This window comes from bacterium, assembly GCA_035945995.1.
In the GTDB taxonomy this organism is placed as follows: Bacteria; Sysuimicrobiota; Sysuimicrobiia; order Sysuimicrobiales; family Segetimicrobiaceae; genus DASSJF01.
The window spans coordinates 23,116-37,932 of record DASYZR010000123.1 but is presented as its reverse complement, the minus strand read 5'-3'; the positions used below and the strand labels follow the sequence as shown (position 1 = coordinate 37,932).

Sequence of the window (14,817 nt, the reverse complement as noted above, 5' to 3'; positions counted from 1 at the left end):
TCCCCGACAGCAAGTTGCTGCCACTCGGGATGGATGCGGGTTGCGCTAGGGTGGCCTAGGTTGTCGAGGTAGTCCCAACTATAGTATCCCGCGCGATCGTAGCCCATCTGCAAGAGCCACGGCCAGACCCGAGCCGGTGGGGCTTCGATCGTGATCGCCATCGTGGCTCCGCGCTTGCCGTCCGGAATGAGATTGGCGCCAGGGTACGGCCGTCTCACCTCCTCGTCCGTAGCGCCCCAGCGAAGCAACCTGGGGCGCACGAGGTACGCATAGACGCCCATCAGCAGACTCAAGAAGGCTACGAACTTCCGGCCTGAGGTACCCGGGCAACGGTTTGGGCGATTGAGTGAACTCATGTACGTCCCTTCCCGTCCGTCGAACTCGACGGCATTTATCTGAACGGCTACTGGCGGCCGTCGTCTCCTCCGTAACGCCTCCTGACGAGGGCCCTATGCTGCGACGTCCTCATCGCGCCGGAGCCACGATTTCTTCGCAGCCGTGGGGCCTTGGACACGCAAAAGGGCGACGGCCAGCACCACGACCCAGAGGAGGAAAACGCCGATGTTGATCCGTTCCCAAACCCCGACCCACGGCGTGGACAGATTTGCCGAGACTCGGGGGGCATCCAATCCAGTCAACGCGCCAAACGCGACGAGGACCACCATGGTCGCGATGGAGTAGAGGCGGAACCGTTTTCCGAGTGCCGATGCCCCGAAACTAATCGCCAGTAGCATGAGGAGAACTGTCGCCATCGTAAAGACGATGTGCATGGTATCTGTCAGCGTTCCTCCTCCCGTTGCCAGCACTGCACGTTGGTGCATCGGGGGCCAGAAGAGGCCGATGACTCCGTAGGCGGCCATCAAGCCTCCCACGACGCGAAGGGGCCGGTTTCGACGAGCCGATCCCCAGACGCCTAACCCGAAGGCGGCCACAAGCAAGGTGTAGGTGGTGCCCAGCAATACCCATAGCGGTCTCGTCGGCGTGCCGATAGCCGACAACTCGCTGATCGTTTGAGAGGTGTAACTATAGCCCTCCCACTGCATCGGTACAAAGACGTTCATGGCGACGTAGAGCAGCGAAGAGAGAATGCCGCAGACGAGCAAGACCTTTCGTAGCATTCTTCACTCCGTTGGACCGGCTTTGGCTTCGGGTTCTTCGCTCACGCGCGTACTACGCAGTACGTGTCGCACCTTGATAACTGCACCCATTCGGGATATCTCCCTTCAGGAAGAATCCGTCCCTCCACAAGTAGCGTAGCGTTGGGGCTCCGGAGAGGTGATCCGGCACGGACCCGATTTCCCGTCAGGTGCGCGACCTACATCGCCCACGCGATCCCGACCGACTCGAGCATGAGCGCCCACACCGCCCACACGAGCGCGTCGAGCCGATCCGCCGATTTGCCTGCGCCCGGCACCCAGCAGGAGTCTCTATGCCGAGTCAATCGGCGTCGCCGGCGGGTAGGTTGACCGCTGAAGGCAGAATCAAAGCCGTGAGCGTGATATTCCCGATCCCTTCAGTCGTGGCAACCAGATCCGGCCGTATCGTCGCCCACTCGCCAACCTTCCCCGCTTGACGCTCCCCCCAAAGGGAGCCCGCCCCAAACGTCGGGGCTCGATTGCCGCCGCTAGGGTGAGGTCTCGCTCTTTCGCTCTGCGGCCTCGGCCGCCACGTCGATCAGGCCGGCTACCAGGACGTGCGCGCCGGAGCCGATTACGGCTTGCGGCCGGTTACGGCCACAGCACCCCGACCGCGCAAGAGCGCCACGGCTAGGACCACCACCCACAGCAGGAAGCCCAAGATGTTGATGCGCTCCCACAGCCCGATCCACGGCGTCGGCAGATTTGCCTGAAGCCGGGGACTTTCCAATCCCGTCAACGCGCCAAACACGAAGAGGATCAGGATTGTGACGATCGAGTAGAGGCGGAACGACTTGCCGAAGGCAGTAGCCCCGAACCCGATCGCCACCAGCATGAAGAGAACCGTCGCGAGGCCGAGAATGACGTGCAGGGTATCGGACCAGGTTCCCCCGCCCGCCGCCAGCACCTCACGTTGATGCATCGCGGCAAATGGCCACGCGACGCCACCGAGCACCCCGAATGCAACGAACAGACCACCGACGACACGCAGGACGCGCTTCCCACCCGCCGACATCCAGACACCCACCCCGAATGCGACCACGAGCACGTCGTACACAGGGCCGAGCAGCATCCAGAGGGGCCTCGTCGGAGCGCCGATCGCGGTGAGTTCGCTCGGTACTTGGGAGATGGGGCTGTAGCCTTTGTATCGGATCAACGTGATCATCGCGCCATACAGCAGCGACGAGAGAATACCGCAGACGAGCAAGACCTGTTGCGCCGCCCTTGATCTCGGCGGGCTCGCCCTGCCCTCAGGAGCCTTCCTCACCCGCGTAGAGCGCGGAACGTCCCGCGCTCTGGCAACGGCGTTCATGGGGACACCTGCCTCAAGAAAGATCCGCGCTTCAATGAACACTGTAGCGCTGCGGTTCCCGGGGAAACGATCCGGTATCGGCCCGATTCGTCATTGGGTGTGAAGCTTACACCGCCCCGGCGGTCCCGACTGGCTCGAGCGTCAGGGCCCACAGGACTCCCACGAACGCGTCGAGCTGGTCCAGCTGGAGAAGTGGGGCCGAGCAGGCGGTCCGTTCGAGGGGCTCGCTTCGGATCGCGTCCGGCGTGTCGACGAACAATTCAGCGTCATGTTCCTGCCGGTGGAAGTAGGTGCCGGGTTGAAGTCGAAGGCAGACGACGCCTCGCGCGACTTCCGAATCTGTCGATTGGAAATCGGAGGCTCTCCCGATTCCCCGTCAGATCGAGACCCGATGTTGAGCACTGGACAATCGGTGTACCGTGTTATGAGGCGGCCAAAAGGAGGTGCGTGGTTGCCGGAGTTGCGACGCCAACGGCTAACCGCACCTCGCCCGGACGGTGTAGCAAAATCCGCGCACCGGCCCCTCATCGACCTTCGGCGCGTGGTCAAAACCTACACCAGTACGGCCGGTTCCTTTATCGTTCTCAAGGGCGTGGATCTACAGGTCGATCACGGTGAGTTCGTGGCCGTGATCGGTAAGTCTGGCAGCGGCAAGACGACGCTCATCAATATGATCGCCGGCATCGACCGGCCCACGTCGGGCGAAGTATATGTCAACGATACGCCGGTCCATCGGCTAAGCGAAGGACAGCTGGCCGCATGGCGTGGCCAGACGATCGGCATCGTCTTCCAGTTCTTTCAGTTGCTGCCCACTCTTTCATTGCTCGAAAACATCATGTTGCCGATGGACTTCGTCGGACAGTTTCCGCCCCCACAGCGTCCGGCGCGGGCGATGGCGTTGCTGGCACAAGTGGAGATGGCGCGCCACGCCGACAAGCTGCCCTCAGCGGTGTCCGGCGGCGAGCAGCAACGCGTGGCCATCGCGCGAGCCCTTGCGAACGATCCTCCGCTCATCCTCGCCGACGAGCCAACCGGGAACCTGGATTCTCTGACGGCGGAAGTGGTCTATCGATTGTTCCAAGGACTCGTCCAGCAGGGCAAGACCATCGTCATGGTCACCCACGATCCCGATCTTGCCAGGCAGTCGAGCCGATCGGTATTGGTTGCGGACGGTGAGATCATCGATCGCGCTCATCAACAGGAAGCGCCGTCTGCGATCGGTCCTATCGTGACCGTTCGGGATCGGCAACTTGCCGGCGCGGACCGCGTGGAGTCGGCGCGATGAGTCCCCGATGGCGTAAAGTCGCCCGCGATCTGTGGGGGAACAAGACGCGAACCGCGCTGGTCGTGCTTTCCATTGCGGTCGGTGTATTCGCCGTCGGCATGATCACGGCGTCACGGACAATGCTCACCCGCGGGCTCGCGGCAGATTACGGGGCCTCCCACCCGAGCAGCGCGACGATCTACACGAACGAACCGTTCGACGACGATGTGGTGAACGCCGTACGCCAGACGCGCGGAGTGAAGGAAGCCGAAGGTCGACACAGCTTTAGCGTTCGGGCCCGGGTGGGCGGTAGCAACTGGCGCGAACTGCAGCTGGCCGCGCTCGCCGACTACTCCGACGTGCGAGTGAACAAGATCACGCTGGATCAGGGTATATGGCCTCCCCCCCGCCGTCAATTCCTCATCGAACGCTCGTCGCTGCCATCTCTGGGGGCGCACGTTGGGGACTGGGTGACCGTGCGGCTCCGAGACGGAAAGGAGCGACAAATTCGACTCGCCGGTATCGTCCACGATATTAATCAGTTCGCGACCCCGTTCACCGGGATCGCGTACGGGTACGTCACGGGTGAAACAGCAGAGTGGTTGCGCGAGTCACCAGGCTATAACGAACTGTACGTGATCACCTCCGGCGATCCGCGGGACAAGGCCAACGTCGAGCGGGTCACGCAAAAGGTTCAGGACAAAGTCGAGCGGAGCGGTCGCACCGTTTTCCGCGTCTACATCCAAGCGGGGAAGCATTGGTTGGACGACCCCTTGCGGGCGCTCATCTTGATCCTCGGGGTGCTGGGTGCCCTGTCCCTGCTCCTCAGCGGCTTCCTTGTGGTCAATACGATCTCGTCGGTGCTCGCGCAGCAGATCCGGCAGATCGGGGTGATGAAGGCCATCGGGGCCCGCAGCTCCCAGATCATGGCGATGTATCTGACGATGATCGCCACGTATGCCGCGCTCGGCCTTGCCGTCGGGGTGCCGCTGGGGGCCCTGGGTGCGCAGGCGCTCAGCGACTTTAACGCGCGCTTTCTCAACTTCAGCATCCGTGACCACTCGATACCGCCTTACACCATATTGCTGGAGGCCGCGGCGGGATTATTGGTGCCGTTAGCCGCCGCAATCGGGCCTGTGATCGTCGGCAGCCGAATCACGGTCCACCGCGCACTCACGTCGTACGGGTTGACCGATCAGGGGTCGCACGGGACGTGGCTGGACTCGTGGACGAAATGGGCGACCTGGCTTTCTCGTCCCGTGGTGCTGTCGGTGCGGAACACCGCACGGCGGACGGGCCGACTCATGCTGACGTTGGCAACGCTGACCTTGGCGGGAGCGATTTTCATGAGCGTGGTGACCGTTCGGGCGTCGACGGCAAGGACGGTCAACGCCGTCTTCGGGCAGTGGAGCGGCGATGTGTGGGTGCTGCTCGAGCAACCATATCGCATTGACCGGCTTCAACACGAGGCGCAGCGCCTGCCGGGGGTCGTGGGCACGGAAACGTGGCGCATCCTCAGCGCTCGTCGTGTGCGGCCGGACGGCACGGAGAGCGGCAACTACTTCATCTACGCGCCGCCGGCGGCGACCAAGCTCTTTCATCCCCAGATGATCGAGGGGCGGTGGCTGCTTTCACAGGATGAGAACGCGGTTGTGGTGAGCACCGACGTCCTCGCGGAGGAGCGCGACCTGCGAGTTGGAGGCGACCTGACCTTTAAAGTGGGCGACCGCAAGCGCACGTTTCGGATCGTCGGGCTGGCACAGACGCTGTTGACGCGAGACGAGCCGAGCGTCTATGTGAACTTCCCCTCGTTCGGAGCCTTGCTGGGCGGGGGGAATCGGGCGGACTGGATGATGCTTGTGACGGAGCGGCATGACGCCGCATACCAGTCCGCCGTGACCGCGACACTGAATGCGTATTTTGAGCGTCTCGGACTCAGGATTCGGTCGGCCTTTCCGATGGCGGAACACCAAGCACAAGTCCAGGCCATCTTCAACGTCATTGTCGCACTGCTGATGATTATGGCCGTGCTGCTTGCGTCAGTGGGCGGGCTCGGCCTGGCGGGGACGATGAGCATCAACGTGCTGGAGCGCACTCGAGAGATCGGGGTGATGCGGGCGCTCGGCGCCCGCAACGGAACGGTGCAGGGCATCGTCATTGTGGAGGGCGTGGCAATTGGCGTGATGAGTTGGGCGCTCGCCGCGCCGCTTTCCGTCCCGTTGAGCGTCGCCCTGAGCCATGCGCTCGGGATGGCGCTCCTCCGCACTCCGCTTTCGTACACGTTCTCATTTGGCGGAGTGCTGTTGTGGCTGGGGCTGACGATCGCCATCGCGACGGCGGCCAGCGCCGTACCCGCCTGGAATGCGTCGCGGCTCCCCGTGCGAGACACGCTGGCCTATGAGTAACCGTCGGCGGGGGATATCCCGGCGGCCGCGCCGATCGAGGGAGGTGGATCGTGAAGCGGTGGATGCTCGGAATCGCGGTGATCGTGCTTGTCGCGGCCTCCGTGCTCTACCTGCGAGAAACCATGCCTCGGCGGGCCCAGCCGCCGACATTGCCGCCGGTGACGATGGGTGGTAAGGTCGTCGCGGAGGCCCGGGTCGTGCCGGCACGATATGTCTCGCTGAGCCTTCCGGTCGGTGGGGCGGTGGATGAAGTCCTCGTGCCGGAGTGGGCGAGTGTTCGAAAAGGCCAGGTGCTGGCCCGGTTGGATGCGGCGCGCCAAGCGAACGCCGCGGTCAGTCAAGCGGGTGCAGCTGTGCAGGCGGCCGAGGCGCGGCTGGCCGAGTTGCGCGCCGGTCCACGCGCCCAAGATATTGAAGCGGCTCGCGCAACGCTCAGCGCGGCCAAGGCGCGGTATGGTCAGCTGGTCGCGGGCGCGCGGCCAGAGGAGCGGGAACAAGCAAGGATGGCGGTGGAGCAGGCAGACGCGCAGGTACGCGCGGCCCGGCAAGCCGTGCGCCAAGCTGACGCCGACCTTGAGATTGCCGAAGCGGACCTCCGCCGTACGGAGCAGCTCTACCGGGCCGGCGCTGTCGCGCAACAGGCGGTGGAGCAGGCCCGTAACCGATACGTTTCGGGCGAGGCAGGCGACAAGGCTGCGCGCGCCCAGCTTCAGGTTGCGGAAACTCAAGCGGCGGCGGCAAGACAGCAAGAGCGTCTCATCTTGAAGGGACCGCGGCAGGAGGAAATCGATGCCGCTGCCGCCGACGTCCGGCGTGCGAACGCCCAACTGGCGCTCCTCGAGGCGGGATCGCGTCCCGAAACCGTCGATGCGGCGGCCGCCGACGTGATCGCGGCCCGAGCACGGCTCGAGCAGGCGCGTGAAACGCTGGCGCAGACCGAGATCCGCGCACCTTTCGCCGGTGTCGTCACAGCGATCGTTGCCACGGTGCACGAGTTCGTGCCCGGCGGATCGCCGATTGTACGTCTGGCAGATACGTCGGCCTGGGTCATCGAGACGACGGACTTGAGCGACCTCAGCGTTGCACGTGTTCGCGAGGGCGATCCGGTTACCATCACGTTCGACGGCATCCCGGGCCTCCAGGTGGCTGGTGAAGTGACCAACATACAGGGTTTCGGCGAGAGTAAGCAGGGCGATATCGTCTACAAGGTGACGATCAGACCCGCGTGTCAGGATCCGAGGTTCCGCTGGAACATGACTGCCTCCATCGTCATTGTGCCAGCGGCTGAAAGGTGATGTCTCAGGCGGTCGTTATCGGTTGGTCGCCGCAGTTCGTAACGCTCCACGCGAAATCATCGAGAGTTGACGGAGTTACTCGGCGCTGATCTTTACACGGACTATGGACTTAAGAGTGCACGACCGCGACTGTTCTATGTGGCCGGGCAAACAACGTGGTACCCCATCCCTAACAGCTCGGTGCAGATCGCCGCACGGCGAGCTGGGGTCTCCGGGTGATTTTCGAACGCGCGGGCGAGGCCAGGCTGGCTCTTTTCTTGCTTCCGGAGCCGATCGAAAAACGCGAGCGATTGGGTCGGATCGAATCCCGCTGTGCGGGCGTAGACGACGCCGTAATGATCGGCTTCGTATTCTTTGTCGCGTGAATATTGGGCGTCGATCAATTGGCGGCCGATCTGGCTTAGCACGTAGGCCGGATAACTGCCGCCAAACACGATCTGGACAAGAATAGTTGCACCGAACTGCACTTCGAGGTCACGTTGGGCCAGTTCGACCGCGTGCCGGTGGGCAACGTGGGTTGTCTCGTGGCCGATGACGAAGCCCAGTTCGTCCCGGGATCTAACGAACCCGAACAATCCTCGAGTCGCAAACACATAACCGCCCGGTGCGGCGATGGCGTTGACGCCGTTGTCCCGCAAAATGTGGTACGTCCAAGGCAGGCGAGGTCGCTCGGAGACTGCCGCGAGGCGGTGGCCGATGTCACCGAGATACTGCGTCAGACGAGGGTCGTCGATGAACCCCGGCTTTTGCGCAAGTTGGCGCTCGACCTCGCGGCCGATCTGGATTTCTTGCTGCTCGCTCATGGTGAAGAGCGCCGCCATGGCGATGGGCATGGGTCCCACCACAGGAGAAGCGCCGAGAGTCATCAACGCTCCCGCAAGGATAGCGAACGTAGTACGTCGGATGAGCGACATGGGGCTATCGTTCCTTCGCGCACGATGTGCGCCTGATCTCCTCGAGCGGTTGCCGCGCCTGCCACCTCTTATTCTCGACCAAGGGACATCCACGGGCAATCGGTCGGTGATCGTAGCCTGCGATCAAGGCCAGATCGGACGGTTGCGACAGACTGCGCCGTAATGCAGTTACCGCAGTGGTTTAACGGCGTGTCGTACTCTGTATGTCCGACCAGCAATCGAACAGAGATCGGATAGCGACTCCGCGGCCGCGACGGTACGTTGGGGTAGAAAGATGTGCTCCTTCAGAGTAAGAGCCCGGACCCCGGCCGTGCTTGGAAACCGCCGGCCAGGACCGCGTTATGGATGCGGCCGCGCCGCCGCAGGAGGCGAGACGATGAAGACACTGACCATGGTGGTCGCGGTGGCCCTAGCGACTGTGAGTGTGCCGTCCATGGGTGTCGCCGCGGGGCTCGTTCCCGTCGAGATCATCACGCCGAGCGGCGCTCCGCTTGTGATTACGGAGGCTACGGCGTGGCTGCGACCATATCCACACCCACTGCTGCAGGATGGAAAGCGCGCAGACCATGTCCCGAGTCTCGCGTTGCGGGTAGCTCAAGTCCGGAATGTCGCGGATAGGGGAATCACAGCATTCGAACTACACGCACAGGCATTCAACCCCTTTGGCGAGGAGGTCCGCCTCCGCAATATCAACGTAGTTTCTGCCTGGAACACCTCGTGGACTGGCGAGATCTCGACCGTGTCGGACGCCAACGTATACATCCACGTTCCGTCGAAGCCCGTCTTGAAGGGGACAAAGGCGGGGGTAGGGCTCACCTACTGGGCCTATCAAGGAACGATTGGGCGAGTGGTCGTGACTGTGTCGCGGGTGAAGTTTGAAGACAGCAGCGTTTGGAAGACTAGCGAACCTGCGGTGGTGCGGGGAGCACAAGACGACGCGGAAACGATGATCGCCAAAGCAGCCATCGTGGCGGCGCTACACAGACAACTGCTCGACGTTTACCAGGGGCAGGGGCTTCAGGCAATGTTGGCCCAACTACGAATCAAGCCGAGTGGAACGGACCTTACCGCGGTTACAATCGCGGATGAGCGTCAACGATTGCTCGCCATCTACGAGGATCATGGTGAACAGGCACTGCTCGCGGAACTTCAGCGGGTACCGTCGCCGTCGCCTTAGGGCTTATCGGGTTGCCAGAGACAGACCGCCTGTCGCGGAACTCGTCCGATAGGTTTCTGGGAAACCGCAAGGTTGCGGCCCAGGCTGATCGTCGTCCCCGGCCCAAAGACGTGCGGTCAGTATTGTCGCCAGTATGGCAGGCCGCGGAGAACAACGTATAATATCTTGGTCCCGAGCGCCACGATGCCCAGAGCTATCGTCGCCAGCATCAACCCTCCAAGTATCAGCACACCGTCACGATTAAGAAGCCCGGCGCCTAGGATGAGCACCGTCACGCCGGGGAGCGTGTGTAGGAACGGCAAAGGACTGAGTAAGACGAGTCCCAACAGGAGTACAGCCAAAGCGACTACGCGAAATGTGACGTAGTCTGGCACCAACATGGCGCGGGGTCGGGACACGCGCTCGATCTGCTCGAAGACCATTAAGCCAAACTGACGTAATCTCGTGACAATAGGTTTGGGAACTCGGTATGCACGGATACGCTTCGGTAACCATGGCCGTTCAGCCCCCCACAGCATTTGGACCGATAACAGGACATACAGAAAGCCGACTACCGTGGCAGAGCCAGGCGGCAAAACTGGTACGAGAGTTGGGAAGGCCAAAATGAGCAGGAGAAACCCGAATCCTCGGTCCTTGATACCGTCTACGACACCGCCGACCGTGGTATCGTGTTCGTCGTTGAAAACCTCCGCGAGGATCTGCGTGATTTTCACGGGCGGCTTGTGGGAGCGCACGAGTCCCTGTTCGCGGTGGGTCCCCAGCATTGCTCACTCGCCTCCGACGGCCAAACGCACACTCAAGAAAAGGTTACACTGTCACTCGAACGCAGAACATCAGGTCTCGATCCGACCGACGCTCGGGAAAGCCTCGTATTTTCTGCACGCAGAGGTTTCGGTGGCCTTTTGGAAGCTGTGCAAGGCAGAACGAATTCAGGTACGGCCGCTTATCCTGATCCTTGGTTCCCCACCCGAGAGATAATCCAACGTTCGCCCGATGCGCCTCGCGGCAATCCGCGGTACGGTGAGGGAGGAGGTACGCTTTTATGGTGACACGGTCAGTCGCATCCGGCCGTCCGGTCTCTGCGCGGATGCCATCACCACCCGTACGTCTGCCCGAGGCTTCTCCGATTCGGCAGGTACTGCCTGCCGCGCAACCGCTCGTTTGTCTTGTCAGCCAACTCGCGGCGTGGCTAGCTGGGGGGGCCGCCTCGCAGACCGGTATTTTGCTTTACACCGTAGCGTACCTGGCGGGGGGGACGGGGAGCGCCGCCACCGCATGGACGGCGCTGCGCCGCGGTCGGATCGACGTGAACGTGTTGATGCTCGCCGCCGCGGTCGGTGCGGCCTCCCTTGGCGCCTGGGCGGAAGGCAGCGTGCTGCTGTTTCTCTTTTCTCTGAGCAACGCGATGGAGTTTTACGCGCTGGGACGCACCCGGCGCGCGATTCGAACCCTCGTCGCGCTGCGCCCCGCCGTAGCGCTCGTTCGCCGTGACGGGGAGACGCGTGTGGTGCCAGCCGACACCCTCCGCGTCGGCGATACCGTGCTCGTCCGGCCCGCGGAACGGCTTGCGGCGGACGGCGTCGTCACGCTCGGCGAGTCGAGCATCGACCAAGCGTCGATCACCGGGGAATCGATCCCCGTGGATGTCGCGCCGGGATCGTCGGTCTTTGCATGTTTGTCTCGTTGCTGATCGCGGCGGGGAAGTCCCCCAAGTATATTGCCGAGCAGGCCGGTCATGCGAGCGCCGGCTTCACGCTCGACCGCTACGGCCATCTGTTCGAGACGATCCCCCGACGCCGGTGGAATGGTACGAGGAACTGATCTGGCCATCGGGGTCCCCGGCAATGCCATGTCACCACAATGTCACCGTAGTAGGCAGCGACAGGCAGCCCCAGGCAGGGGCGGCAGGAGTCCGCGGCTCTGGCCGCCCCCGAAAAACCAAGTAAACAGGGGAAAATGGCGGAAGGCAGGACGGGGCAGTAGCGAACGCGTGCGCGTATCTATTGCCCGCGTGCGGGTTCGATTCCCACACCCCTCCGCCACCCCAGCGCTTATTTCGCAAAGCATTCAGCGCGGTGACACGAGAATTGTCACCAGTGTCACCGTGCGAGACACGCCAACGGCGAGATCGCGCGCAGAACATGCCACGCAGCGTGCCGCGGTGGGCGCATGTGGAGACGGAACCATGCTCGCTTCGCGCTCCTTGACTGCCTCGTCGCGGCGGAAGAGTGCGCAGACATGGCCGGCAGGCGCAGGCAACCAGCTGGCCGAGGACATGACGCATCCGATGGACGAATAAGTAGGGACTTGACGTCTCAGGCCGGTCATGCATCACTGACCCCGCGACATACGATACATACCCGATGCCGTATACGGGCCGCCGCCCGATACTTCCCTGGAATGCTCTGCGCTACCCTTACATAATAACGGCTTGGCTTCGTAGGCCGGGCCGGCGGCGGAAGGGAGCACGCGATGGGGGCTGAGTACAAGGACCTGGTGGCAGGGGAGTGGGTGGAATCGCATAGTGGTGAAGAGTTTCCTGATATCAACCCGGCGGATACACGGGACGTCGTCGCCGTGTTCCCCGCCATGGACGCTACGGACGTCCACCACGCGCTCGATGCCGCGGTTGACGCGTTTCCCGCCTGGAAAGCGATGACGGCCGTCGCCCGAGGCGCCCTGCTTCAGAAGGCGGCGAATCTGATACGGGAGCGCGGCGAGGCCATTGCCCGCGATCTGACGCGGGAAATGGGGAAGACGCTGCAGGAGGCGCGGGGCGAGGTGATCCGCGCCTCGTTTTTCTTCGACTATTTCGGAGCCCACGGGCGGCTGCCCATCGGGCACTACCTGCCCGACGAGCGGGCAGGCGTGTTCACCTTCACGATGCGCGAGCCGCTGGGCGTGGTGGTGGCGATCGCTCCGTGGAACGATCCGTTCCTGACCCCCGCCCGCAAGCTCGCCCCGGCCCTGATCGCCGGCAACGTGGTCGTGCTCAAGCCGGCGACGCTGACCCCGTTGTCGGCGTGGCACTTGCTCCGCGCTCTTGACGACGCCGGCATCCCTCGCGGGGTGGTCAACATGGTGACCGGACCCGCGCAGGCCGTCGGCCCCGCCTTGCTCGATCATCCGGCGGTCCGCGCGGTGACGTTCACCGGGTCGACCGCGGTCGGGCTCGAACTGCAGCGGAGCGTCGCGGGGCGCAACATCCGGGTGCAGACGGAGATGGGCGGGAAGAACGCCCTGGTGGTGCTCGCCGACGCCGACCCTCGGCTCGCCGCCCAACTCGCGTCCGCGGCAGGATTCGGACAAACCGGCCAGCGCTGCACGGCGACGAGCCGCGTCGTCGCCGAGTCCAAGATCAAGGACGCATTTGTGGAGGAGTTCGTGAACGCCGCCCGGCAGATCAAGGTCGGCCCCGGCCTGGACGGCGCCACCACCATGGGGCCGGTCGTGGATACCACCCAGTTGGAGCGGGTCCTCCACGCCGTCGAGGGCGGGCGGCGGGAGGGCGCCGTCGTTGCCTTTGGTGGGGCGCGTCTTCACGGAGATCTCTTGGATCGCGGGTACTTCGTGGCCCCCACGGTCCTCGACCGGGCCTCGCCGCAGATGCAGGTCGCGCAGGACGAGATCTTCGGCCCGGTGGTCACGGTACTCGAAGCCTCGGATATCGATCAGGCCATCGCCATCGTCAACGGGACGCGCTACGGCCTCTCCGCCTCGGTGGTGACGCAGAATCTTCGGGCGGCCCATGCGTTTGCGCGAGGGGTGGAGGTCGGGTGCGTTTCCGTCAACCTGCCCACGGTGGGCTGGGATGTTCACACGCCGTTTGGCGGCTTTAAGGACTCCGGCTCGGCGTTCAAAGAGCACGGGCTGGAAGGGCTGCAGTTCTACACGCGGGTCAAGAGCGTGGCCATGCAGGTCGGCGCATGACGCGATGGTGACGGAAACAATACGCATATCGGGGGTGAGAGGGGTGTCTCGGAAACGCCAAAGTCAGGAGACATCAAGAGTGGTGCGGATGACTCGCCGGAGGCTTTTCACGGCCGCCGGCGCCGTAGGGGCCGCGGCCGCGTCCGCGAGTATCGCTCCCGGTTGGAGGCCGTTCGCGATCGGTCGGGCGCAGGCGGCGGAGGCGGTGAGCATCGCGCTCTATGCGCCCCTCAGCGGTTCGCAGGCGGACGTCGGCGCGTTTAACAAGAACGCCGTCGAGATGGCGGTGGCGGATGTCAACGCCGCCGGCGGCATCAAGGCCTTGAGCGGCGCGCGGCTGCGGCTCGTGACCGTGGATTCCACGAGCGACCCCGCGACGGCGGTGTCGGCGGCACAGCGCCTCGTCGGCACCACGAAGGTGACGGCGGCCGTGGGGATGGGCATCAGCCCGCTCACGATCCCGGCGCAGCCGGTGTTCGAGCGGGCGCAGGTGCCGTTCCTGGTCCACAGCATCGCCCCGCAGATCACGACGTCCGGTTACCACTACACGTTCCGGATGGCCCCGACCGGCACCCAGTTTGGCGAAACCCAGGTCGCCTTCTTCAAGGGGCTGAACGCCGTGTACCATCTCGGACTGACGCGCGCGGCGGTCATCTATGAGAACTCGGCGTACGGCACGAGCACCGCGGAGCCGATCAAGGCCCTCGCGAAGAACGCAGGAATCGATCTCGCGCTGTTCACGTCATACCCGCACGGCCTCACGGACGCCTCGTCGATCGTGACGGAGATCCGCAAGGCCAACGCCCAGGTGCTGTTCCCGGTCGGGTACACGACCGACGCGGAGCTCATCATCAACACGATGGCCGTTCAGCGCATCCATCCGCTGATCATCGGCGGCGGCGCCGGGTTCATCTGGCCGGCGATGGGGAAGGACCTGGGCAGCAAGATGGACGGCCTGACGAGCGTGGCGTCGTGGAACTGGGACAGCACCCACATCAAGCAGCGCCCCGATCTGTGGGCGGTTGTCACGCGGTACCAGAAGCAGTACGGAACGTTCATGCCCGAGCACGCCGGCATGGCCTATGCCGAGGTGTGGGCGGTGGTGGAGGCGATCAACACGGCGAAGAGCGCCGACGCGGCGAAAATCCAGGAGCAGCTGCACGCGCTCGACTTCACGCACGGCGCGATGACGCTGATGCAGCCGGGGCACGTGAAGTTCGACGCCACGGGCCAGAATGTCTACGCGCATCCGGTGATGGTGCAGTGGCAGGGCGGCGCGCCGCACACGGTCTATCCGGCGCAGGACGCGAGCAGGAAGGTGCAAGTGTCGTCGTAGCCGTCCCGGCCGTCGGATCCGTGGGTGCGCCCGGTCAAGGTGGTCCGG

13 protein-coding genes are annotated in these 14,817 nt (G+C 63.9%); 7 read left to right on the top strand and 6 right to left on the bottom strand.

Translation table 11 applies throughout. The annotated features are described in order from the left end of the window. The 4 genes from VGZ23_14525 to VGZ23_14510 all read right to left on the bottom strand — a co-directional run. On the bottom strand, positions 1–218 hold a 218-nt coding region (locus tag VGZ23_14525; GenBank protein HEV2358805.1), incomplete at its 3' end, for a hypothetical protein. 231 nt (positions 219–449) lie between these two features. Then, a complete protein-coding gene (locus VGZ23_14520) occupies positions 450–1,118 on the bottom strand; it encodes a DUF998 domain-containing protein (GenBank protein ID HEV2358804.1) in 669 nt (222 codons plus the stop codon). A gap of 592 nt (positions 1,119–1,710) precedes the next feature. Beyond that, on the bottom strand, positions 1,711–2,343 hold the full coding sequence (locus tag VGZ23_14515) for a DUF998 domain-containing protein (GenBank protein HEV2358803.1): 633 nt from the start codon (positions 2,341–2,343) through the stop codon (positions 1,711–1,713). Positions 2,344–2,554: 211 nt separating this feature from the next. After that, positions 2,555–2,707: a hypothetical protein gene (locus VGZ23_14510; GenBank protein ID HEV2358802.1), complete on the bottom strand. Its 153-nt coding sequence runs from the start codon at positions 2,705–2,707 to the stop codon at positions 2,555–2,557. A 192-nt stretch (positions 2,708–2,899) separates the two neighbouring features. Between VGZ23_14510 and VGZ23_14505 the strand changes: the two genes are divergently transcribed. The 3 genes from VGZ23_14505 to VGZ23_14495 are packed head-to-tail and all read left to right on the top strand — an operon-like array spanning position 2,900 to position 7,412. Beyond that, complete coding sequence (locus VGZ23_14505; GenBank protein HEV2358801.1) at positions 2,900–3,733, top strand: ABC transporter ATP-binding protein; 834 nt, start codon at positions 2,900–2,902, stop codon at positions 3,731–3,733. Further along, positions 3,730–6,117 (top strand): ABC transporter permease, encoded by a 2,388-nt coding sequence (locus VGZ23_14500; protein HEV2358800.1) that lies wholly within the window; start codon positions 3,730–3,732, stop codon positions 6,115–6,117. The genes VGZ23_14505 and VGZ23_14500 overlap by 4 nt, the downstream gene beginning before the upstream one ends. 50 nt (positions 6,118–6,167) lie before the next feature. Continuing rightward, positions 6,168–7,412: an HlyD family efflux transporter periplasmic adaptor subunit gene (locus VGZ23_14495; GenBank protein ID HEV2358799.1), complete on the top strand. Its 1,245-nt coding sequence runs from the start codon at positions 6,168–6,170 to the stop codon at positions 7,410–7,412. 134 nt (positions 7,413–7,546) lie between these two features. Here VGZ23_14495 and VGZ23_14490 read toward each other — a convergent pair whose 3' ends face one another. Continuing rightward, positions 7,547–8,245: a M48 family metalloprotease gene (locus VGZ23_14490; GenBank protein ID HEV2358798.1), complete on the bottom strand. Its 699-nt coding sequence runs from the start codon at positions 8,243–8,245 to the stop codon at positions 7,547–7,549. 457 nt (positions 8,246–8,702) lie between these two features. On the opposite strand from VGZ23_14490, the gene VGZ23_14485 reads away from it, so the two are divergent. Further along, entirely contained in the window at positions 8,703–9,503 is an 801-nt protein-coding gene (locus tag VGZ23_14485) for a hypothetical protein (protein ID HEV2358797.1), read from the top strand. A gap of 116 nt (positions 9,504–9,619) precedes the next feature. Here VGZ23_14485 and VGZ23_14480 read toward each other — a convergent pair whose 3' ends face one another. After that, entirely contained in the window at positions 9,620–10,267 is a 648-nt protein-coding gene (locus tag VGZ23_14480; GenBank protein HEV2358796.1) for an exopolysaccharide biosynthesis protein, read from the bottom strand. Positions 10,268–10,725: 458 nt separating this feature from the next. Between VGZ23_14480 and VGZ23_14475 the strand changes: the two genes are divergently transcribed. The 3 genes from VGZ23_14475 to VGZ23_14465 all read left to right on the top strand — a co-directional run bounded on the left by VGZ23_14475 (position 10,726) and on the right by VGZ23_14465 (position 14,769). Further along, the gene (locus VGZ23_14475) at positions 10,726–11,193 is read left to right on the top strand and encodes a hypothetical protein (GenBank protein ID HEV2358795.1); all 468 of its coding nucleotides are present in this window, start codon (positions 10,726–10,728) and stop codon (positions 11,191–11,193) included. Between the two features lie 782 nt (positions 11,194–11,975). Continuing rightward, positions 11,976–13,433 (top strand): aldehyde dehydrogenase family protein, encoded by a 1,458-nt coding sequence (locus tag VGZ23_14470; GenBank protein ID HEV2358794.1) that lies wholly within the window; start codon positions 11,976–11,978, stop codon positions 13,431–13,433. Positions 13,434–13,638: 205 nt separating this feature from the next. Next, a complete protein-coding gene (locus VGZ23_14465; protein HEV2358793.1) occupies positions 13,639–14,769 on the top strand; it encodes an ABC transporter substrate-binding protein in 1,131 nt (376 codons plus the stop codon). Positions 14,770–14,817: the final 48 nt, after the last annotated feature.